This is a genomic window from Pseudomonas sp. NA-150, assembly GCF_044336365.1.
In the GTDB taxonomy this organism is placed as follows: Bacteria; Pseudomonadota; Gammaproteobacteria; order Pseudomonadales; family Pseudomonadaceae; genus Aquipseudomonas.
Genome location: NZ_CP172305.1, coordinates 1,025,007 through 1,044,449 on the forward strand (window position 1 = coordinate 1,025,007; position 19,443 = coordinate 1,044,449).

The 19,443-nt window shown below is 56.6% G+C and carries 21 protein-coding genes and 1 pseudogene; 6 read left to right on the plus strand and 16 right to left on the minus strand.

Features of this window, described 5'->3' with window-relative positions:
- Positions 1–28: 28 nt before the first annotated feature.
- Together ACF0H7_RS04945 and argF are read right to left on the minus strand one after the other, a co-directional pair.
- Positions 29–1,075: an ABC transporter ATP-binding protein gene (locus ACF0H7_RS04945; protein WP_397451679.1), complete on the minus strand. Its 1,047-nt coding sequence runs from the start codon at positions 1,073–1,075 to the stop codon at positions 29–31.
- The gene (gene argF, locus ACF0H7_RS04950) at positions 1,072–1,992 is read right to left on the minus strand and encodes an ornithine carbamoyltransferase (protein WP_397451680.1); all 921 of its coding nucleotides are present in this window, start codon (positions 1,990–1,992) and stop codon (positions 1,072–1,074) included. Before argF ends, ACF0H7_RS04945 begins: the two co-directional genes overlap by 4 nt.
- A 344-nt stretch (positions 1,993–2,336) precedes the next feature.
- On the opposite strand from argF, the gene ACF0H7_RS04955 reads away from it, so the two are divergent.
- The 3 genes and pseudogenes from ACF0H7_RS04955 to grxD all read left to right on the plus strand — a co-directional run bounded on the left by ACF0H7_RS04955 (position 2,337) and on the right by grxD (position 5,350).
- Positions 2,337–2,618: a hypothetical protein gene (locus ACF0H7_RS04955; protein WP_397451681.1), complete on the plus strand. Its 282-nt coding sequence runs from the start codon at positions 2,337–2,339 to the stop codon at positions 2,616–2,618.
- Between the two features lie 169 nt (positions 2,619–2,787).
- Positions 2,788–4,894: pseudogene (locus ACF0H7_RS04960) on the plus strand (molybdopterin oxidoreductase family protein).
- A gap of 114 nt (positions 4,895–5,008) precedes the next feature.
- On the plus strand, positions 5,009–5,350 hold the full coding sequence (gene grxD / locus ACF0H7_RS04965) for a Grx4 family monothiol glutaredoxin (RefSeq protein WP_397451682.1): 342 nt from the start codon (positions 5,009–5,011) through the stop codon (positions 5,348–5,350).
- An 89-nt stretch (positions 5,351–5,439) separates the two neighbouring features.
- On the opposite strand, the gene bfr is transcribed toward grxD, so the two are convergent.
- From bfr to pyrC, 4 genes are all read right to left on the minus strand, one after another.
- A complete protein-coding gene (bfr, locus tag ACF0H7_RS04970; RefSeq protein WP_397451683.1) occupies positions 5,440–5,910 on the minus strand; it encodes a bacterioferritin in 471 nt (156 codons plus the stop codon).
- 198 nt (positions 5,911–6,108) lie between these two features.
- Entirely contained in the window at positions 6,109–6,327 is a 219-nt protein-coding gene (locus ACF0H7_RS04975) for a bacterioferritin-associated ferredoxin (RefSeq protein WP_397451684.1), read from the minus strand.
- A gap of 282 nt (positions 6,328–6,609) precedes the next feature.
- A complete protein-coding gene (rnt, locus tag ACF0H7_RS04980) occupies positions 6,610–7,287 on the minus strand; it encodes a ribonuclease T (protein ID WP_397451685.1) in 678 nt (225 codons plus the stop codon).
- The gene (pyrC, locus tag ACF0H7_RS04985) at positions 7,284–8,330 is read right to left on the minus strand and encodes a dihydroorotase (RefSeq protein ID WP_397451686.1); all 1,047 of its coding nucleotides are present in this window, start codon (positions 8,328–8,330) and stop codon (positions 7,284–7,286) included. The genes rnt and pyrC overlap by 4 nt, the downstream gene beginning before the upstream one ends.
- A 126-nt stretch (positions 8,331–8,456) precedes the next feature.
- Between pyrC and ACF0H7_RS04990 the strand changes: the two genes are divergently transcribed.
- On the plus strand, positions 8,457–9,365 hold the full coding sequence (locus ACF0H7_RS04990) for an OmpA family protein (RefSeq protein WP_397451687.1): 909 nt from the start codon (positions 8,457–8,459) through the stop codon (positions 9,363–9,365).
- A gap of 129 nt (positions 9,366–9,494) precedes the next feature.
- The gene (locus tag ACF0H7_RS04995) at positions 9,495–10,712 is read left to right on the plus strand and encodes an argininosuccinate synthase (protein ID WP_397451688.1); all 1,218 of its coding nucleotides are present in this window, start codon (positions 9,495–9,497) and stop codon (positions 10,710–10,712) included.
- Between the two features lie 62 nt (positions 10,713–10,774).
- On the opposite strand, the gene ACF0H7_RS05000 is transcribed toward ACF0H7_RS04995, so the two are convergent.
- From ACF0H7_RS05000 to ACF0H7_RS05010, 3 genes are all read right to left on the minus strand, one after another.
- Positions 10,775–11,116, minus strand: coding sequence for a hypothetical protein (locus ACF0H7_RS05000; RefSeq protein WP_397451689.1), 342 nt, complete (start codon positions 11,114–11,116; stop codon positions 10,775–10,777).
- Positions 11,117–11,327: 211 nt separating this feature from the next.
- Positions 11,328–11,939, minus strand: a complete 612-nt coding sequence (locus ACF0H7_RS05005) for a hypothetical protein (protein WP_397451690.1) — start codon at positions 11,937–11,939, stop codon at positions 11,328–11,330.
- Positions 11,940–12,223: 284 nt separating this feature from the next.
- Positions 12,224–12,766, minus strand: coding sequence for a hypothetical protein (locus ACF0H7_RS05010; RefSeq protein WP_397451691.1), 543 nt, complete (start codon positions 12,764–12,766; stop codon positions 12,224–12,226).
- Positions 12,767–13,992: 1,226 nt separating this feature from the next.
- Here ACF0H7_RS05010 and ACF0H7_RS05015 point away from each other — a divergent pair.
- Positions 13,993–14,619, plus strand: coding sequence for a response regulator (locus tag ACF0H7_RS05015; protein ID WP_397451692.1), 627 nt, complete (start codon positions 13,993–13,995; stop codon positions 14,617–14,619).
- A gap of 166 nt (positions 14,620–14,785) precedes the next feature.
- On the opposite strand, the gene ACF0H7_RS05020 is transcribed toward ACF0H7_RS05015, so the two are convergent.
- The 7 genes from ACF0H7_RS05020 to ACF0H7_RS05050 form a co-directional block, all read right to left on the minus strand.
- Positions 14,786–14,962: a PA3496 family putative envelope integrity protein gene (locus ACF0H7_RS05020; RefSeq protein ID WP_397451693.1), complete on the minus strand. Its 177-nt coding sequence runs from the start codon at positions 14,960–14,962 to the stop codon at positions 14,786–14,788.
- A gap of 105 nt (positions 14,963–15,067) precedes the next feature.
- Complete coding sequence (gene nth, locus ACF0H7_RS05025) at positions 15,068–15,706, minus strand: endonuclease III (RefSeq protein WP_397451694.1); 639 nt, start codon at positions 15,704–15,706, stop codon at positions 15,068–15,070.
- Positions 15,703–16,356 carry an Rnf-Nqr domain containing protein gene (locus ACF0H7_RS05030; RefSeq protein WP_397451695.1) on the minus strand — a complete coding sequence of 218 codons (654 nt, stop codon included), beginning with the start codon at positions 16,354–16,356 and terminating at the stop codon, positions 15,703–15,705. Before ACF0H7_RS05030 ends, nth begins: the two co-directional genes overlap by 4 nt.
- The gene (locus ACF0H7_RS05035) at positions 16,353–16,982 is read right to left on the minus strand and encodes an RnfABCDGE type electron transport complex subunit G (protein ID WP_397451696.1); all 630 of its coding nucleotides are present in this window, start codon (positions 16,980–16,982) and stop codon (positions 16,353–16,355) included. The genes ACF0H7_RS05030 and ACF0H7_RS05035 overlap by 4 nt, the downstream gene beginning before the upstream one ends.
- Positions 16,979–17,992, minus strand: coding sequence for an RnfABCDGE type electron transport complex subunit D (locus ACF0H7_RS05040; RefSeq protein WP_397451697.1), 1,014 nt, complete (start codon positions 17,990–17,992; stop codon positions 16,979–16,981). The genes ACF0H7_RS05035 and ACF0H7_RS05040 overlap by 4 nt, the downstream gene beginning before the upstream one ends.
- Complete coding sequence (gene rsxB / locus ACF0H7_RS05045; protein ID WP_397451698.1) at positions 17,973–18,839, minus strand: electron transport complex subunit RsxB; 867 nt, start codon at positions 18,837–18,839, stop codon at positions 17,973–17,975. Before rsxB ends, ACF0H7_RS05040 begins: the two co-directional genes overlap by 20 nt.
- On the minus strand, positions 18,836–19,417 hold the full coding sequence (locus ACF0H7_RS05050) for an Rnf-Nqr domain containing protein (protein WP_397451699.1): 582 nt from the start codon (positions 19,415–19,417) through the stop codon (positions 18,836–18,838). Before ACF0H7_RS05050 ends, rsxB begins: the two co-directional genes overlap by 4 nt.
- Positions 19,418–19,443: the final 26 nt, after the last annotated feature.

A 19,443-nucleotide genomic window follows, 5' to 3' on the forward strand; every position in this document is an offset into this window, starting at 1 on the left:
CCATCGCGGGCAAGCCCGCTCCTACAGCCTATGGCGTTTGAAAAAACACCACATGCTCAGCTTTCACCCTAATCCCCACCTCGTCGCCCGCTGAATGCTCGGCATGGCTCGGAAAGATCGCTTCAAGCTGTCCGCCACTGGGCGTTTGCAGACGGTAAAGCGTCGAGGCGCCCTGGAAGGTTCGGCTTTTGACTCTCATCTTCAGCGCACTGTCCTGCGCGTAAACGATATCGTCAGGCCGTAACAGCACGTCCACCGCGCTGCCGCTGGCTCCGCTGTGCGGCTGCTGGCTGTGCAACAGGCCCAGCTCGGTGTGCGCTGACTGCGCATTGGCGAGTTGGCCACGAATGAAATAGCCCTGCCCGATAAAGCTCGCGACAAAAGGCGTCAGCGGCTGGTGATACAGGTTGTAAGGCGTATCCCACTGCTCAAGCCGACCCTGGTTGAACACACCCACCTGATCACTCACGGCAAAGGCTTCTTCCTGGTCGTGAGTAACCAGAATGGCGCTGGTGCCACGGGCCTTGAGGATGTCGCGCACTTCGTGGCTGAGGCGCCGACGCAGTTCGCCATCAAGGTTGGAAAAAGGTTCGTCCAACAGCAGCAGTTGCGGTTCGGGCGCCAAGGCACGGGCCAATGCGACGCGCTGCTGCTGACCACCGGACAGTTCGTGGGGGTAGCGTTTGCCCAAGGCTCCGAGATTGACCAACTCCAGCATTTCGTCGATCACCTGCTGTAGTCGCGGGTGATTGCGGATGCCGAAGGCGATGTTCTCGGCGACGCTCAGGTGCGGGAACAGTGCGTAATCCTGAAACACCATACCGATTCGGCGTTTCTCCGGTGCGAGGGTAAAACCCGCGCGAGAAATCACCTCGCCAGCGAGGCTGATATCGCCTTCATGCACCGGCTCAAAACCGGCGATGGCCCGCAATGTGGTGGTTTTGCCGCAACCGGAAGGGCCTAGCAGACAGCCGATATCACCCGCGTTGAGGTGCAGGTTGAGGTCCTGCACCACACGTTGATCCTGATACCCGCACGCCAGATTGCGCAGGTTCAACAGTAGAGCCTGAGTCATTCGGGACGGTAGGCTGGCGCGACGAGGAATTCGAGCAGCGCTTTTTGCGCGTGCAGGCGGTTTTCGGCCTGATCCCACGCGACGGAGCGCGGATCGTCGAGTAAGTCGAGGCTGATTTCTTCGCCACGGTGCGCCGGCAGGCAGTGCATGAACAGCACGTCCTCGACCGCCAGATCAAGCAACTCACGGGTCACCTGATAAGGCGCGAACAGGGCCAGGCGTTTGGCGGTTTCTTCTTCTTGACCCATGGAGGTCCAGACGTCAGTACTGACCAGGTGCGCGCCGGCAACGGCTTGCTTCGGATCACGCACGACGACCACGCGATCACCGGCCAGCTCGACGAACTCAGGATTCGGCTCGTAACCCTGCGGGCAGGCGACACGCAGTTGGAAGTCGAACTGGATCGCCGCTTCTATATAGCTGTTGCACATGTTGTTGCCATCGCCGATCCAGGCCACGGTCTTGCCTTTGATCGAACCGCGATGTTCGAGGAAGGTTTGCATGTCGGCCAGCAACTGGCACGGATGCAAATCATCGGACAGGCCGTTGATCACAGGTACGTTGGAGTGAGCGGCAAATTCGAGCAGATTGCTGTGCGCATAGGTGCGAATCATCACCGCATCGACCATGCGCGACATCACGCGCGCGGCATCGGCAATCGGCTCGCCACGACCCAATTGAGTGTCACGCGGCGATAAAAAGATCGCCTGGCCACCGAGCTGGATGATGCCGGCTTCGAAGGAAACACGGGTACGAGTCGAGGATTTCTCGAAGATCATTCCGAGAACCCGGTTTTTCAGTGGCTCGAAGAGTACACCGCGATTTCGCAGGTCCTTCAGCTCTACGCCGCGACGAATCACGCTAACCAGCTCTTCTGGCGTGTAATCCATCATCGAGAGAAAGTGCCTTGCGCTCATCATTAACTACCTTTTTGCAACAGACCGCAGATACTCAAAGCCGGGTTTTATCGGGAAAACAGGCGAGACCTGCGGCGAAAGCCGCACGTGGCGACGAATAGGGAAGGCGCGATGGTATAAGCAAATGTCGCGTATTGCCAATAGCGAGCTATCTTCAGCGAAGAAGGCGGCATTTGTACACTGCGGTTTCGTGCTTTGGCAATTAATGCCCTTCTTGTAATAGTGACAGCGCGTTACACACTGTATCCAGTCTGTATCTAGCCGGGTAAGCATCGGTACAACCATTTCATAAAACCCTCGGCTGCGGTATAAATAGCGCCTGCTGACCACTAGGGCTTCAAGGAATGGAATCTAAAGAACAGCAATTGACGGAGTTACTCGGGCTCACCGCTCGGACGCTGACGCACCTCACTGCTTCGGTGACCTCCATGTCGTTCGAATTGCTGCGCAGTAACGACGAGATCACGCGTTCGGCTGGCCGGCGGATGATCGACCGCATGGCAACGATCAGTGCCGGGCTGGATGAGCACTGGCGCCTGATAGGCGAGCTGACCGGTGTGCATGTCGCGCAGGAACAGATTGAAACCGTCCACGAGCTGCAGATGCAGCGCAAGACCATCACCTGATCGGCTGACTGACCCGACAGATCAGGCGCCAAGCTTTTTCAATAAGTGGCATCGGCGCGCCTGATGCCCCTCGATTCACAAGACGAACGTCTCTGGCTTCCTTGTCCATCTGGCACCATAGTTTTGTTTCTGCGGCCGCAAGGTCGTCCATAACAAAATGAGGCTGGCGATGACCAAGACTCTCCATCACCGTGCTTGCCATCTGTGCGAGGCCATTTGCGGCCTGACCATCGAAACCACTGAAGAAGACGGCCAGGACATTCGCATTACCTCGATCAAGGGCGATGCCGAGGACACCTTCAGTCGCGGCCATATCTGTCCCAAAGCGGTGGCGCTGCAAGATATCCAGAACGACCCTGACCGCTTGCGTCAACCGATGCTCAGAGTCGGTAGCGAATGGCAGCCAATCGAGTGGCAGGCCGCGTTTGACCTGGTGGCTGAGCGCTTGTTCGCGATTCAGCAACGTCATGGGCAGAACGCCGTGGCGATTTATCAGGGCAATCCCAGTGTGCATAACTATGGGTTGATGACCCACAGCAACTATTTCCTGGGCCTGCTGAAATCCCGTAATCGTTTTTCCGCGACCTCGGTGGACCAACTGCCGCATCACTTGAGCAGCCATTTGATGTATGGCCACGGCTTGCTGTTGCCAATTCCGGACATCGATCACACCGACTTCATGCTGATCCTCGGCGGTAATCCGCTGGCATCCAACGGCAGCATCATGACCGTGCCGGACGTCGAGAAACGTCTCAAGGCCATTCAGAAGCGCGGCGGCAAAGTGGTGGTGGTCGATCCTCGTCGCAGTGAAACCGCTGCGATCGCCGATCAACATGTGTTCGTGCGGCCGGGTGGTGATGCGGCGTTGCTGTTCGGTCTGCTCAACACGCTGTTCGAAGAAAACCTGACCCGCGCCAGCCATCTGCCGGTGGATGGCCTGGATGAAGTACGGCAAGCCATTGCTCATTTGAACGCAGAGGCCATGAGCCCGCGTTGCGGCATACCGGCCGAGCAGATCCGGCAACTGGCGCGGGACTTCGCCAGCGCCGACAAAGCGGTGTGCTACGGGCGCATGGGGATTTCCACCCAGTCGTTCGGCACCCTGTGCCATTGGCTGGTGCAGTTGATCAATCTGGTCAGCGGCAATCTGGACCGGGTGGGTGGCGCGTTGTGCACCGAGCCTGCGCTGGATCTGGTCAGTTCGACCTCGGGCGGGCATTTCAATCGTTGGCAGAGTCGGGTTTCCGGTCTGCCTGAGTATTCGGGTGAGTTGCCGGTTTCGGCGCTGGCCGAAGAGATGCTGAGCGAAGGGGAAGGGCAGGTGCGCGCCTTGATCACCGTGGCCGGCAATCCAGTGCTGTCGACGCCGAACGGGCGCAATCTGGAGCACGCGCTGGACGGTCTCGAGTTCATGCTCAGTATCGACTTGTACATCAATGAAACCACGCGCTACGCCGATCTGATTCTGCCGTCGACCTCAGCCCTGGAAAACGATCATTACGACACCACGTTCAATATGTTCGCGGTGCGCAACGTCACCCGATTCAACCGCGCGATGCTGCCAAAGCCCGAAGGGGCGCTGCATGACTGGGAAATCTTCGTCGGCCTGGCCCAGGCGTTCGCCGCCAAAGCCGAGCGCGAGCTGAAACCGACCATTTCTCCGGCGAAGATGATTGATCTCGGTCTGCGCGCCGGCATGTATGGCGACAACAGTGAATACCAACTGTCCGTGGAGCGACTGCGCGACTTTCCACACGGGGTCGATTTGGGCGCACTCAAGCCGAATCTGGCGCCACGCTTGAAGACCGCCAACCAACGCATCCAGGCCGCACCGCCCGTGATCATGGCCGATCTGGCGCGTTTCGATGCCGAGCAGCCGGCAACCGGCGAACTGCTGCTGATTGGCCGACGGCACGTACGCAGCAACAACTCCTGGATGCACAACTACCACCGTTTGGTGAAGGGTAAGCCGCGTCATCAGTTGCTGATGCACCCGGATGACCTAAGCAGTCGCGGGTTGGTGGACGGGCAGTGGGTGCGGGTCAGTTCACGGGTCGGGATGGTCGAGGTGCAGGTGCTGGGCAGCGTCGAGATGATGCAGGGCGTGGTCAGCCTGCCTCACGGCTGGGGGCATGCGCGTCCCGGTGTGCAGATGGGCATCGCCAGCGATCAGCCGGGCGTCAGTGCCAACGACCTGACCGATGAGCGTCAGCTGGACGTGCTCTCAGGCAACGCCAGCGCTGAACGGAGTGCCGGTGCAGGTGGCTGCGGCATAAAGACTCAGTCAATAGTCGAATAGCAAAAGGAGAGCCCGAGCGTCACGCTCGGGTTTCCGCTACAATGCGGCACCGTGCCGACATCTGAGTCGGAAAGTTCAGCCGAGGTGCTCCATGGATATCATCGAAACTATTAAAGAGCAGATTGCTAGCAACACCGTTCTGCTTTACATGAAAGGCTCGCCGAATGCGCCACAGTGTGGTTTTTCGGCCAAGGCTTCCCAGGCATTGATGGCGTGCGGCGAGAAGTTCGCTTACGTCGATATCCTGCAAAACCCGGAAATTCGTGCAAACCTGCCGAAATACGCTAACTGGCCAACCTTCCCGCAGTTGTGGGTTGGCGGCGAGTTGGTCGGCGGCAGCGACATCATCACTGAGCTGTTTGCCAGTGGCGAGTTGCAAACGCAGGTCAAGGACGCCACCGTCAAAGCCGCAGCTGCCAAAGCTGACGCGTAACGGTCGCCCGCGCCGGATCAAGTCCGGCGCATTAAAAAGCCCCGCCCTCGAAAGAGGAGCGGGGCTTTTTGTTGGGCTTGAAGCGGGTATCAGTCGCCCATCTGCGATTGCAGGTAGTTCTCGATACCGACTTTATCGATCAGGCCCAGTTGGGTTTCCAGCCAGTCGATGTGCTCTTCTTCGGACTCGAGGATATCTTCCAGCAGCTCGCGGCTGCCGAAGTCACCCACGGTTTCAAAGTGAGCGATAGCTGCTTTCAGATCGGCATGGCCTTTTTGCTCGATCTTCAGGTCGCACTCAAGCATTTCCTTGGTGTGTTCACCGATCAGGATTTTGCCCAGCTCTTGCAGATTCGGCAGACCCTCGAGGAACAGGATGCGCTTGATCAGCTTGTCGGCGTGCTTCATCTCGTCGATGGACTCGTGATACTCGTGTTCACCGAGTTTTTTCAGGCCCCAATCTTCGTACATGCGGGCGTGAAGGAAATATTGGTTGATTGCGACCAGCTCGTTTCCGAGGATCTTGTTGAGATGCTGGATGACTGTAATGTCGCCTTTCATGTCGAGGTCCTGCTCAGTAGTTATGTCGATAAGCCGATAGTCTGGGCCGCACTGTTATTACTGTCAAACCTAAGTTGTTGAATAATAAGTCATTTAAATACTAATAAGAATGTTTGTGTTCCGCATCTTGGCGCTAAGCAATTGAATTACGAGCATAAAAAAACCGGACACTAGGTCCGGTTGTTTAAATCGCTGGGTTCAAGCGACTGAAAATTCTGCGGGGTAAGCCATCACCACTTGACTGCTTTGTAGCTCGGTCAAGGTTTCGCGAACCACTTCTTTGGCAAACGAGGCGCATTTACCGCATTTGCTGGCTACGCCCAAGGTCTGTCGGACGTCACGGTAACTGCAGCAACCTTCCATGATCGCGTCGCGGATTTGTCCGTCAGTAACACCTTGGCAGAGGCAAACATACATAAAGAGGAACCGTCGTGGGTTGTGGCTCGATGCGAGGGATCTTAATGTTAATGAGAATGCTTGTCAAAGCAACTTTGGTCGCATTCGTAAGTGAAAGGCGAGGAGGCGATGAACGGCGATTGAGCTGAAAACCGCAACCCTCTGTAGGAGCCAACTTGTTGGCGAGGCAATGTGTCAGACAGGTCGCGTCAAGCCGTTCGCCAACAAGTTGGCTCCTACAGTGATGTGCAGGCGAAAAAAAACCGGCCATAAGGGCCGGTTTTGCAGGGGCTAAAGCAGGCTTCAATCGTCGAAGTCTTCCCAGCCGCCCATTTCTTTCCAGCGGTTGACGATGCCGCAGAACAGCTCGGCGGTCTTTTCGGTGTCATAGCGTGCCGAGTGGGCTTCACGACCGTCAAAATCGATGCCCGCCGCCGAGCAGGCCTTGGCCAACACGGTTTGACCGTAGGCCAGACCGGCCAGGGTCGCGGTGTCGAAGCTGGAGAACGGGTGAAACGGGTTGCGTTTCATGTCCAGGCGAGCGACTGCGGCATTGAGGAAGCCGAGGTCGAAACTGGCGTTGTGCCCGACCAGCACCGCGCGCTTGCAGCCATTGGCTTTCAATGCCTTGCGCACACCACGGAAGATGTCATTCAGCGCGGTTTCTTCACTCACCGCCATGCGCAGCGGATGGTCGAGCTTGATGCCGGTGAATTCCAGCGCTGCCGCTTCAACGTTGGCGCCTTCGAACGGTTCGACGCGGAAGAAGTAGGTGTGCTCAGGGAACACGAAACCCCGCTCATCCATGCCGATGGTGGTCGCGGCAATTTCCAGCAACGCATCGGTGGCGCAGTTGAAACCACCGGTTTCTACGTCGATAACGACCGGCAGATAGCCGCGGAAGCGGGCAGCCATAGGGTGACGCGAGCCACCACCGCCGCTATGACCGTCCTGTTCGTCGTCGAAATGGTCTTCACTCACGCGTGTTCCTCCAGCAGACGCCAGCGCAGTTTTTCACCGGCGCGCAGCGGGATTACAGACAACTCGCCAAAGGGCAGGCTGGCAGGTGCGGTCCATTCATCACGGACCAGCGTTATGGTGTCACTGTTCGGTGTCAGGCCGTAGAACGCAGGACCGTGCAGGCTGGCAAAACCTTCCAGCTTGTCCAAGGCGTTGCGGTTCTCGAAGGCTTCGGCGTACAGCTCGATCGCCGCATACGCGGTGTAGCAGCCGGCACAACCACAGGCATTTTCTTTGGCGTGCTGGGCGTGCGGGGCCGAATCGGTGCCGAGGAAGAACTTCGTGCTGCCACTGGTGGCAGCGTCGAGCAAGGCTTCCTGGTGCGTATTGCGCTTGAGGATCGGCAGGCAATAGAAGTGCGGGCGAATACCGCCAACCAACATGTGGTTGCGGTTATACAGCAAGTGGTGAGCGGTGATCGTCGCACCCACGTTGGCTGATGCCTGATTGACGAATTGCACGGCCTCGGAGGTGGTGATGTGTTCGAACACCACTTTTAGCGTCGGGAAACGCTCGACCACGCGACGCAGATGCTCGTCGATGAACATCTTTTCACGGTCGAAGACATCGATTTCGCCACGGGTCACTTCACCGTGGACCAGAAGCGGCAAGCCGACCTCGGCCATGGTTTCCAGTGCCGGGAAAATCTTGTCGATGCTGGTAACGCCGGAATCAGAGTTGGTGGTTGCCCCGGCCGGATACAGTTTTGCCGCATGGACGAAACCGCTGGCTTTCGCGTCGCGGATATCCTGTGGCTGTGTCAGATCGGTCAGGTACAGCACCATCAGTGGCTCGAAGCGACTGCCAGCCGGTCGTGCAGCAAGGATTCGCTGGCGATAAGCGTCAGCTTCCAGTGCATTACGTACAGGCGGCACCAGGTTAGGCATGATGATTGCGCGGCCAAAAGTGCGCGCTACGTCAGCAACGGTGTGAGGCAAAACAGCTCCATCGCGGAGGTGAATATGCCAGTCGTCGGGACGCAGGAGGGTCAGGCGGTCGGACATTGGGGATTCCAGGCGGGTCAAACTCGCTGGGAATGCTACCGGAAAAGACTCTTGCAGGCACTCGCTATCAAGTTTTCCAGCAACTAACCGATAGCCAGACGTATGCGTATTCCTGTGGAGCCTCCCGTGCGCCAGCGTTATCTAGCCTTGCTCAGTGTATTTGCCAGCCTGCCGGCAATGGCTATCACCTTCCAGACGCGTCTGGAAAGTATCGAATGGAAAGTCGACGGCGATCAGTTCGAGTGTCGATTGAGCCAACCCATCACCGATTTCGGTGTAGGAGAATTCGTCCGTCGTGCGGGCGAACAGGCGACGTTCCGCCTCAAGGCCAATGGCGGCATGCTCGCACCGGGCTCGGCGACCTTGCTGGCGGCGGAGGCGCCATGGCAGCCAGGCCGTGGTGATGTCAGCCTGGGCGCGGTCAAGGTGAATAACAGCCAGATTCCGTTCAACAGCTCTCAAGGGCAGGCCGGGCGATTGATTGCCGGCTTGCTGGAAGGTCGCAGCCCGGTGATTCGCCACCATTCCCTCGGCGGCGACAGCGTGCTGGAAGTGCGTCTGCTACCAGTCAAGTTCACCAAGGCCTACAGCGATTATCAGGCCTGCACGGCCAAGCTGTTGCCAATGAACTACGAGCAGGTCAAACAAGCGCAAATCGGTTTCCCCGGTGGCGGCGACGAGCTTGATCCACACGCGCGGACCAAACTCCAGATGATCGTCGACTTCCTCAAGGCAGACCCCACCGTCAATCACATTGAGCTCGATGGCCATTCCGACAATGGCGGTAACCGTTTGACCAACCGCGAAACCTCAAGGCGTCGCGCGCTGGCGGTGATGGACTACTTTAAGGCGCAAGGGATCCCGGAAAAACAAATCACCATGCGTTTCCATGGCGAGCGCTACCCGTTGGCGCCCAATACCAACGCCGCCAACCGTGCGCTTAATCGTCGGGTGAATATTCACCTCGAACGGGTTGCGCCGGACGAGAAGCCAACGCCTGTTGCGACAGCGGGATCGGCTGCGTCTACATCATAATCAGCTGCAATGGGTCGTACGCTCGACATTAACTGTCGCTTACTCGTCAGAAGCTGTCGCGCCCCTGTAAACCCTCGGGTTTGAGCGGTAGAATCGTCCGCTTTCCGTACAACCCGTTGGAGTGATGGCATGGCGGACGTAAATAAGGTCGTTCTCGCGTATTCCGGTGGCCTGGATACTTCGGTAATCCTGAAATGGCTGCAGGACACCTATAACTGTGAAGTGGTGACCTTCACCGCTGATCTCGGTCAGGGCGAAGAAGTCGAGCCTGCACGCGCCAAGGCTCAGGCCATGGGCGTTAAAGAAATCTACATCGACGATCTGCGCGAAGAATTCGTGCGTGATTTCGTATTCCCGATGTTCCGCGCCAACACCGTCTACGAAGGCGAGTACCTGTTGGGTACTTCCATCGCTCGCCCGCTGATCGCCAAACGTCTTATCGAAATCGCCAACGAAACCGGTGCTGACGCCATTTCCCACGGCGCTACCGGTAAAGGCAACGATCAGGTGCGTTTCGAATTGGGCGCCTATGCCCTCAAGCCTGGCGTGAAAGTGATTGCTCCATGGCGTGAGTGGGATTTGCTGTCACGCGAAAAGCTGATGGACTACGCCGAGAAGCACAACATTCCGATCGAGCGTCACGGCAAGAAGAAGTCGCCGTACTCCATGGATGCTAACCTGCTGCACATCTCCTATGAAGGCGGCGTGCTGGAAGACACCTGGACCGAGCACGAAGAAGACATGTGGCGTTGGACCGTCTCCCCGGAGAACGCGCCTGACAAGGCGCAGTACCTGGAACTGACCTACCGCAACGGCGATATCGTAGCACTGGACGGCGTCGAAATGAGCCCGGCTACCGTGTTGGCGACCCTGAACCGTATTGGTGGTGAACACGGTATCGGCCGTCTGGACATTGTCGAGAACCGTTATGTCGGCATGAAGTCCCGTGGCTGCTACGAGACCCCTGGCGGCACCATCATGCTGCGTGCCCACCGCGCCATCGAGTCGATTACCCTGGATCGTGAAGTCGCTCACCTCAAAGACGAGTTGATGCCGAAATACGCCAGCCTGATCTACACCGGCTACTGGTGGAGCCCTGAGCGTCTGATGCTGCAACAGATGATCGATGCTTCCCAGGCGCACGTCAACGGCGTGGTTCGCCTGAAGCTGTACAAGGGCAACGTCATCGTTACCGGCCGCAAGTCCGACGAATCGTTGTTCGATGCCAATATCGCCACCTTCGAAGAAGATGGCGGTGCTTACAATCAGGCGGACGCTGCTGGCTTCATCAAGTTGAACGCGTTGCGCATGCGCATCGCCGCCAATAAAGGCCGCAAGCTGTTCTGATGCCTTGAGCAGATGTAGCCCCTGTCCGGTTCACCGTGTGAGACGGATCAGGGGCTACGGTATTAGCGGTGACTGTCACCGTTATGACATCGGCCTGGCACCGGTGCCTCCAGAAGTTTAAGAATATCGGCCAATGTCATTCGATATCCCTTCATTAATGCTTTAAGCCGGATTTCAACATCCTGCTCTTTGATGTCGGCTGCATTTGATCCAAGTAACGTGAGCAACTGGAGTTGTCGCTCAAGTTCGTGCTCACTGTCCTGAAGCCACTTTAATCTGTCCATGATTGTTCCTGCTCGATTATTCGTCTGACGTTTCTGTGCGCCTCGGTGAATGGAGGATGGCACATTCCTGCATTTCACCTTAGCTGCTTCTGAACCTGCAGTGTCGGTGTCATCACGCATAAGGAAAACTTATGCAAGGGCGTAAAATTTTAAAACCCTTGTGGATTCAAGCTGTTGTGGTTCGTCATTCATTCGCAATCGAATAGGCTGCAACGATGTAAGGCTAAAACCTACACTAAAAAACGGATAAACCCGCATCGATGTTGATAATGAAGTAAGCGAGTTTGGTTTTTTCCTACACGCAATGCAGGTTGCAAAACCGTCTGTGAGTTTACAAGACGATTACGTCACTGGAGTCGGTAGCGAGAATGGCGAATATTTCGGCGTAAGCAGTTTCTATCGAACGCCGCCTGAGGGGTGATATGAGTTCCTCGTCGTGTTTGTTTTGTTTCTTGAGTAGCAAGATAAGCCTTGCTCTGTGCTTGCTCGTGGGTTTTTCGGCAGTCTCACACAGGTCAAGTATCGATATCAGGTGCTCGATGTCGTGCCGGGAAGAAATAAAGCCGCCGTAGAAAACGTCTATCTTTTTGTCGGGGGGTAATAATAATTTTGGCAGCGGGCGCAGATGGCCAAGTTGCGCTGCATCAGAAGGGTCAGCGTGGGCGTTCGATTTCAATTCAATAGTGGATTTTTTGAATGCCTTTAGGAAGTTTTTTTCGTTGGAAAAATCTGAGGGTGCATAGAGCACTTTATGGTTGAAGTTCAGGGTCAGAAAAAAAAGCAGTGTCAGTGCGGTAGGGAAACTGATTAGAAACCATACATATATATCCTGGTTTTCATCGGCGAGGAAGGGTAATGCCGTGGCGGCGGAGCCTTCGCACAGTGCGGCGAACAACGCGATCACGGTGACGGGATTCATTGCATTGAGGGATTCTTTGAGCATGGGGGATCTCGGTAGGGTGGGCAGTAGATACGATGAATGGCTGTTTAAGCGGATTGTCGGCGCCTTTGCAATAGACGCTGATACCGGCGGGTTGTTTATGACACGGGTACGGCATTTAAAACCTGTGGGACCCCGCGCAGGACTCCTTGATCTTAAAGTCCGGCCGGTATCAACGTGGTTGTTGAACGCTGAACTGCATACGGTCAGCACGCGTCTACCGGCGAGGGTCCTGCTGCATTAATCACTGCTGGGTGTCGGAGGTATCGTTCGAATGGGCAAGACGGTTATTCCTCAGTGGGTGTATCGAACTCATGTTGTTCACCGGCATGTTTGAATTCAACGCGATAGTCGCGACCGATTTCCCATACTTGGCGAACGCTAAGGTTCAGTTTCTGAGCAATCTCCAGGGCCGAGAAGCCGAGACTTGAATAATGCATGGCGTGGCCGGCGAGTTCATCGTCGACGGTTTCGGTCGTGCGTGCCTTTTCATTTCGGCTGCGGCGTATGGGTCGGCTGTAGGATATTTTCAGCCCGTTTTCCCCGGCCATGCGTCGGAGGTCACGTTTGTTCATCCGCAATGAATACTGTAACGCGCTGACACCCGCGCCTTTCGCGACCAGGCTCTTAAACTGTTCCAGTTTTTTCAGCCTTTCATCTTCTAACTCCGTGTCCGGTCGAGAGGTTGGCGCCTCATTAACTAATTCACCGGATTCACCTGCGGGGACTACATGAATAACCCCTCCCTGTTGAATGAAATGTTCCACGGCGCTGGTCAGGTCCAACTCATTGGCTGATTTAGACGCAGGGTGGGATTCTTTATTGCTCATGGGCATCTACCTTCTTTGAATGCAGCAACGGAGACGGCCACTTCATAAAGTATGCGTTGCTGCAGCCCGCTGTTTGCCGAGAACGCAGAACTCTGAATGGCCGGGTTTAAGTCACCGGGTTTAATTAACTCGGCGCAATGAACTGGGGTGTGTGAAATCACTGTCGGCGCAGGGCCGACATGTAATAAATGAAGTGCTCAATGGTTCATAAGAGCACTATGTAAGGGGGTTGATGAGGCCTTCGCTGATAAAAAGTAACGACTGGTAATAGAATTTGCAAGTAAAAAAATAGCTGGCCCTTCATTCAGTTGTGCGAGCCGTTAGTTTCTTACATAAAAATCAACAGTCTTCTTTGGGCTGCGTAGTACGTTTCCTTAATGTCCAATCGGGTATGGCCGAAATGAGACGGATAGCATTAACTCATTGTCGGATGAGCTATGTTTTTCATTACTGGGCTTTTCTGAAATGAAAAGTGCTGAATGAGTAATTTGTCAAGTGCGTTTGGTGTTCATTTTTGTGTTGACGGATTTGGCTGGCACTGTTAGTTGCCGCTAGTTGAGTGTGCTCTTTGACTGAGAAGCTGGTTGAGCGCGTAAGCAGCAACAATCCACCGGCCTAGGAGTTGTCTGAATAGTTTGTAGGCTCTTTCCTAATGTGCGTAGGTGTAATAAAGGATACTTCGTAAGTGTGTAGTTTCAACCTGCGCACAGATGGGGTGGCAGTGTGATACTTGCGGTTGAGTTGGTAATATTTTCTTGAGCTTTGCTCGCTGGCATGTCTGACAATCCGACATATTCTGAGCGGGAGAGATCAGTAGCATTTAGCGAGGTGACTGTGCTTTGCTGGATCAAGGATGTGTATGGAAGATGATCGGCGCCGAATTTTGCGGGGAGTATGTTCCCCAACGGAATGGCGGCGCAGGTCGATTAGTCTGAAGGAGTATTAGGCCAATGCTTGACCTGACGGTGATAATTCGATTACGTGAATCGGGATGCAATAGAGCTGCAAATGAAAATGGAACCTTGTTGTCTGCCTCCGAAGGTATGCGGTTGTCAAAAAACTCAAAATTTACATTGAAGGTGACGTCTTTTGTAGGAAATATCTGGCGTCGATGTAGGAATGGTCTTTGGCTGTTGGTACACAGGGGGTGGCACTATGCACAGCACTAAACGACTACGCTATTGTGCTGACTCTAAAAATTCGAACAGCGAAAATTGGAATTTCCCATGAATAAAGTGCTGATCGTGGATGATCACCCCGTCATTCGCCTTGCTGTACGCATGCTAATGGAGCGCCATGGCTATGAAGTCATTGCGGAAACGGATAATGGCGTGGATGCCTTGCAACTGGCTCGTGAGCATTTACCCGATATCGTGATTCTTGATATCGGTATTCCCAAGCTGGACGGGCTGGAAGTCATCGCTCGATTGTCGGCCATGACGTTACCCTTCAAGGTGTTGATTCTGACGTCTCAGGCCCCGGGACATTTCTCCATGCGCTGTATGCAGGCGGGTGCCGCCGGGTATGTTTGCAAGCAACAAGATCTCACCGAGTTGTTGAGTGCGATCAAGGCGGTACTGTCGGGCTATAGCTATTTTCCCAACCAGGCGTTGCACACCGTGCGCTCAAGTCTGGGGAATGCCAGTGAAGCCGACATGGTCGATCGACTATCGGGGCGAGAGATGATGGTGCTGCAACAACTGGCGCGTGGAAAAACCAATAAAGAAATTGCCGACGGGATGTTTCTCAGCAACAAGACCGTCAGCACCTACAAAACACGTCTGCTGCTCAAGCTCAACGCGCACTCGCTGGTCGATCTGATCGAGCTTGCCCAACGTAACGGTTTGGTCTGATAAAGGCCCTTCACCCGCGTTCAGGGGGCGCAGGAATATCGGATAAAGAGGGCAGGCTCCAGAGCCGCGGGAGCACAGTGAGTACCATCAAGCGCTAAAGCCTCTCCTGGGTGAGAGGCTTTATAGAAATGCCGTGGTCCGGCCACGGGCTGGGTGACACCGGGTGCTACAGGTCGAAATCGTAGTCCGCCAGCTGCTTCTGCAGGCGACGCTCTTCCAGAAGGTTATCGATGGTGCGACGTTTGCTGAGGTTGGTCTTTGCCTGTTCGACGGGGGCTTGTGCGTCGTCATCGGCCACAACGAAATCGTCTTCTACGTCCAGTTGCTCTTTGCCAGTGCTCATAAAGTGACTCCAGACTTAGGGTCTCATTGGCGCACCTTATAGCGGCAATCCTTCTGCGGGTAAAAAAGATTTTTTCAATCGATTCCACTCGGAAACTACTATCGCTCAATCGTCCGAGGTCTTTTGCTTGTATTCGCACAGGTCTTCGATCCTGCAACTGCCACAGCGAGGCTTGCGCGCTTGACACACATAACGGCCGTGAAGGATCAGCCAGTGGTGAGCATCCAGCAGGAAATCTTTGGGAACAAACTTCATCAACTGCTTTTCCACGTCGACCACATTCTTGCCGGGTGCAATGCCCGTGCGATTGCTGACGCGAAAAATATGCGTATCGACCGCCATCGCAATTTGCCGAAACGCCGTATTGAGCACCACGTTAGCCGTTTTACGCCCCACGCCTGGCAGCGCCTCCAGGGCTTCGCGAGTTTGCGGAACTTCGCCGCCGTGTCGCTCGACCAGCAGCCGGCAAGTCTCGATGACGTTTTTCGCCTTGCTGTTGTACAGCCCGATGGTCTTTATGTATTCGGATAGTCCGGCTACCCCCAGCTCGTAAATAGCCTGCGCGGTATTGGCCACGGGGTACAGGCGCGCGGTGGCTTTGTTGACCCCGACATCGGTTGACTGGGCCGAGAGAATCACCGAGATCAACAGCTCGAACGGTGAGCTGTAGGCCAATTCTGTCTTCGGGTCCGGATTGTCTTCTTGCAGACGACGGAATATTTCCAGGCGTTTTGCGGCATTCATGGGTGGAGCGTTTCCTTGGTGGCGGAAGACGAAGCAGGGTTATCGGCGATGGGCAATGGCTTTGATTCGGCACGCAGCGTCCAGGCGCTCCTTGCCACGAGCAGCAATCCCAGCAGGATAAACCCTCCCGGTACTGACAAGGCAAGGTGCCAGCCCTGGTTAAGCAGGTGGATTTCCCAATGGGTCGCGGTTGCACCAAACAGCCATTGGGCATGGCTAAACAGGGTGCCGCTGCCAAGTATTTCCCGAAGCACGCCTAAGGCCAGCATCAGCCCGCTGAATAGAAACAAGGCGTGTGGGCCGTTGTCATGCGAATTGGCTGTCTCCTCGCGCACGACGCAATGTATGGCTATCAACGCCAGATAAATCCCCAATCCCTGATAGAGCGCCAGTGCGTATGCCTGCAGTATCAGCTCGACACCGCTGACCAACAGCGCTGCCAACAGCGTGCTGGCAATCCGGTGCATCGCGGTGCTGAATAACGGGCGTAGCAAGCGGCACAGGGCGTGGTGCAGTACGCCGACGCTCCACAGCAGTACCAGCAAGCTCAGCGCCCGTATCAGCGAGTCTGTCGCGCCCAGCAAGGGTGTCAGGCTCAGCGGGCTGAGCAAGGCGCCAGAGGGGATGTCAGGCCGTTTGATTTGGCTCATGGCTGCTTGCCGCCTGTGTTTGCGGTCGACAACAGTTGCGCCCGGTACGCGTCGAAAAAGCGCAAGGTTTGGTGGATGGCTTCGACTGTCGCGCGGGACGTTACTGTCGCGCCGGCAATCTGGTCGAACTGGCCGTTGTCTTTCTTCAGCGCCCAGGCCGATTCATCGGGGTTGTTCAGCGACTTGCCGAGAAAACGCGCCAACCAGTCAGGTTTGGTGACAATGCGGTCGCCGAGTCCAGCCGTTTCATTCTGCTTCAGCACTTTGACGCCCATCAACTGGCCGTCGAACGAGACGGCGATCAGCAGTTCGATGGGACCCACATAACCTTCGGCCTGGCTTTGAAACAACACGGCACTGGGTTTTTCGCCTCGGGTGACAAGGTAAGCGGCGATTACAGCTTGTGTGTCGGGTGTCCGTGGGGGAAGAGTCAGCGGATGTTTCAGCGGTTGATTGTCGTAACTGTCCGCCGGCAACACCGACAACAGCGCCTGGCTCTGGGCCGCTTCTTGCGCTGCGCTGATTTGCGGTGCCGTGCTTCGATGCAACGCGATGGTGAGGGCGACCCCGATACAGGCCAGCGCCGCGATGGACAGCATGCCCAGCGCTCCGGAGGGCTTGTTCATGAGGCTTTCCCCCTGAGGCTCTTCAGGCTTTCGATACGTTCGAGCGCCGGTACGCCCAGGTTCATCAGTAAAACGGCGAAGGCAACGCCGTCCGGGTAACCGCCCCAGGTACGGATCAGGTACGTGATCAAGCCGACGCCGATGCCGAACAACAGGCGAGCGAACGGGCTCTTGGGGCCGGACACCGGCTCTGTCGCGATAAAGAATGCACCGAGCATGCTCGCGCCGGTCAGCAGGTGGAACAGCGGTGAACCGTTGGAATCCGAACCGGAGCCGTTCCAGCACAACAGGCTGATCACGAACAGGCTGCCCAACATCCCCACCGGCGCATGCCAGGTGAAAACCCGTTGCTGCAGCAGAAACACACCGCCGGCGAGGAACGCCAGATTGAGCCATTCGGCCCCGCGCCCACCAAAGGTGCCAAACGACGGATTGCGCGCGAACAGTTCGTCAATGGTCAGGCTTTTGTTGATCCGCAGTGCATCCAGCGCAGTCGCTTGCGCCCAGGCATCCGGTTGGCCGTCGCTGGAAAAACTGAAACCGAAAATTTCCTGTAAACCGCCCACGAGATTCAGACCGTGGGGCGCGGGCCAGTGGTTCATGTGCTGCGGAAACGACACCAGCACCATGGCATAGCCAAGCATCGCCGGGTTGAAGGGGTTCTTGCCGACGCCACCGAACAGGTGTTTGCCGAACAACAAGGCGAAACCGCTGGCCGCCAGTGTCAGCCACCACGGCGAATACGGGGGCAGGGCCAACGCCAGCAGAGTCGCACTGACCAGCGCGCTGCCGTCGCTCAGCGAGGATTGGAGCGGTTGCTGGCGTAGTTTGAGCACCACAGCCTCAACCGCCAGGGCCATGCTCGCGGACAGTAGCCAATTGATTACCACGCCCCAGCCATAAAACCACATCAGCGTCAGGGCGCCGGGGACTGTGGCCAGGAGCACCAGCGACATGGTTTTTTGCAGGCGTTCGCTCAGATCGATTGCATCAGGCTTTGGCATGGGCATCGACCCTGGCGAGTGGTTGCGCCTTGGCTTCGAGTGCCTGCAAGGCCTGTTCCGCGGTTTCGAACTCCTGCTGCAAGACCACCAACTGTGCCTGCTGCTCGCGGGTCGGCGGATGGCCGAATGCTTTGAGCGACTTGTTCAACTGCGCCCGACTCATCGCCAGGGTGATCTTGGCTTTCTTCAGCGCCTGATCATTGGCTTCGGCTTTCTGGGCGCGGATTCGTTCCAGCGCGGCTTGCACCGGATTCAGCGGTTCGCTCGCGGCGCTGCTGACCTGCGTTGCGCGCTGGGCCCGAGCCAGGCGCTCAGCTTGTCGGTGTTCCTCTTCGCGCCGTAGGCGGTCATTGCGCAATTCAAAGCGTCGACGGGCATGGTTGCGCTTGCTGGTGCGCGCCTGTCGTTGTGCGTCGTTAAATGCCAGGCCGCCAACCACCGGGGTGATGCCAGCCAGCGGCAAGGGGTGCATATCGATGCAATCCACCGGGCACGGTGCCACGCACAGGTCACAGCCGGTGCATTCGTCGATGATCACGGTGTGCATCAACTTTGCCGCACCGACAATGGCATCCACCGGGCACGCCTGAATGCACTTGGTGCAGCCTATGCACTCGGCCTCGCGGATGTAAGCGACTTGAGCCGGCGCGGTGCCGCGTTCGAGGTCCAGGTGCAGCACCGGCACTTCCAACAACCGGGCCAGCGCGGCAATGGTTTCGTCGCCGCCGGGCGGACATTTGTTGATCGCCTCACCGCTGGCAATGCCTTCGGCGTAAGGCTTGCAACCGGGGTGGCCGCACTTGCCGCATTGGGTCTGCGGCAGCAGGGCGTCGATGCTCTGGATCAGGTTCATGTGCGTACCAGCCCGCCGAGGCCGAGGAACGCCAGGCCCATCAGGCCGGCGCCGATCAATTCAATGGGTAAACCGCGAAAAGGCAACGGGACGTCCTGAAGTTGAATGCGTTGGCGAAGGTCGTGGAACAGGCTTAGTGCCAGCCAAAAGCCAAGTCCGGCCCCCAGGCTCTGCGCCAACATGGAAATGATGCCGTTGTCGGGCCGGGTGCTCAGCAGCATCACGCCGAGGACACCAGCGTTACTCAGCAGCAGCGGCCATAAACCCTCGAGGGGCAGGCGCGGTAACGCCCGGCCGAGCAACAACAGGCAGGGTTTGATCGCCAGCACACTGACCGGCAGAAACACGAAAAGACGCAGGTAGCCCAGTTCCAGCGGTAGCAACAGGAAGTGATACAGCAGGTAACTGAGCACGCTGCTCACCAGCATGAACCACGCCGTGGCAATGCCCAAAGCATGAACCTGCAAGCGATCAGTCTCGCGCGCAGTCTTGAGCACAGGATCGACGCTCAGCGGCAACTGCAACACGAGGTTGTTGATCAGGGCGGCGCTGATGAGCGTGGGGATGAAGTCAGTCATGATCGTGCCGGCCAATGAGCCTGTGA

Coding starts and splice junctions, on each gene's coding strand:
- ACF0H7_RS04945 (WP_397451679.1), bottom strand. CDS start 1,075: ATGACTCAGGCTCTACTGTTGAACCTGCGCAATCTGGCGTGCGGGTAT.
- argF (WP_397451680.1), bottom strand. CDS start 1,992: ATGAGCGCAAGGCACTTTCTCTCGATGATGGATTACACGCCAGAAGAG.
- ACF0H7_RS04955 (WP_397451681.1), top strand. CDS start 2,337: ATGGAATCTAAAGAACAGCAATTGACGGAGTTACTCGGGCTCACCGCT.
- grxD (WP_397451682.1), top strand. CDS start 5,009: ATGGATATCATCGAAACTATTAAAGAGCAGATTGCTAGCAACACCGTT.
- bfr (WP_397451683.1), bottom strand. CDS start 5,910: ATGAAAGGCGACATTACAGTCATCCAGCATCTCAACAAGATCCTCGGA.
- ACF0H7_RS04975 (WP_397451684.1), bottom strand. CDS start 6,327: ATGTATGTTTGCCTCTGCCAAGGTGTTACTGACGGACAAATCCGCGAC.
- pyrC (WP_397451686.1), bottom strand. CDS start 8,330: ATGTCCGACCGCCTGACCCTCCTGCGTCCCGACGACTGGCATATTCAC.
- ACF0H7_RS04995 (WP_397451688.1), top strand. CDS start 9,495: ATGGCGGACGTAAATAAGGTCGTTCTCGCGTATTCCGGTGGCCTGGAT.
- ACF0H7_RS05000 (WP_397451689.1), bottom strand. CDS start 11,116: ATGCGTGATGACACCGACACTGCAGGTTCAGAAGCAGCTAAGGTGAAA.
- ACF0H7_RS05005 (WP_397451690.1), bottom strand. CDS start 11,939: ATGCTCAAAGAATCCCTCAATGCAATGAATCCCGTCACCGTGATCGCG.
- ACF0H7_RS05010 (WP_397451691.1), bottom strand. CDS start 12,766: ATGAGCAATAAAGAATCCCACCCTGCGTCTAAATCAGCCAATGAGTTG.
- ACF0H7_RS05015 (WP_397451692.1), top strand. CDS start 13,993: ATGAATAAAGTGCTGATCGTGGATGATCACCCCGTCATTCGCCTTGCT.
- ACF0H7_RS05020 (WP_397451693.1), bottom strand. CDS start 14,962: ATGAGCACTGGCAAAGAGCAACTGGACGTAGAAGACGATTTCGTTGTG.
- nth (WP_397451694.1), bottom strand. CDS start 15,706: ATGAATGCCGCAAAACGCCTGGAAATATTCCGTCGTCTGCAAGAAGAC.
- ACF0H7_RS05030 (WP_397451695.1), bottom strand. CDS start 16,356: ATGAGCCAAATCAAACGGCCTGACATCCCCTCTGGCGCCTTGCTCAGC.
- ACF0H7_RS05035 (WP_397451696.1), bottom strand. CDS start 16,982: ATGAACAAGCCCTCCGGAGCGCTGGGCATGCTGTCCATCGCGGCGCTG.
- ACF0H7_RS05040 (WP_397451697.1), bottom strand. CDS start 17,992: ATGCCCATGCCAAAGCCTGATGCAATCGATCTGAGCGAACGCCTGCAA.
- rsxB (WP_397451698.1), bottom strand. CDS start 18,839: ATGAACCTGATCCAGAGCATCGACGCCCTGCTGCCGCAGACCCAATGC.
- ACF0H7_RS05050 (WP_397451699.1), bottom strand. CDS start 19,417: ATGACTGACTTCATCCCCACGCTCATCAGCGCCGCCCTGATCAACAAC.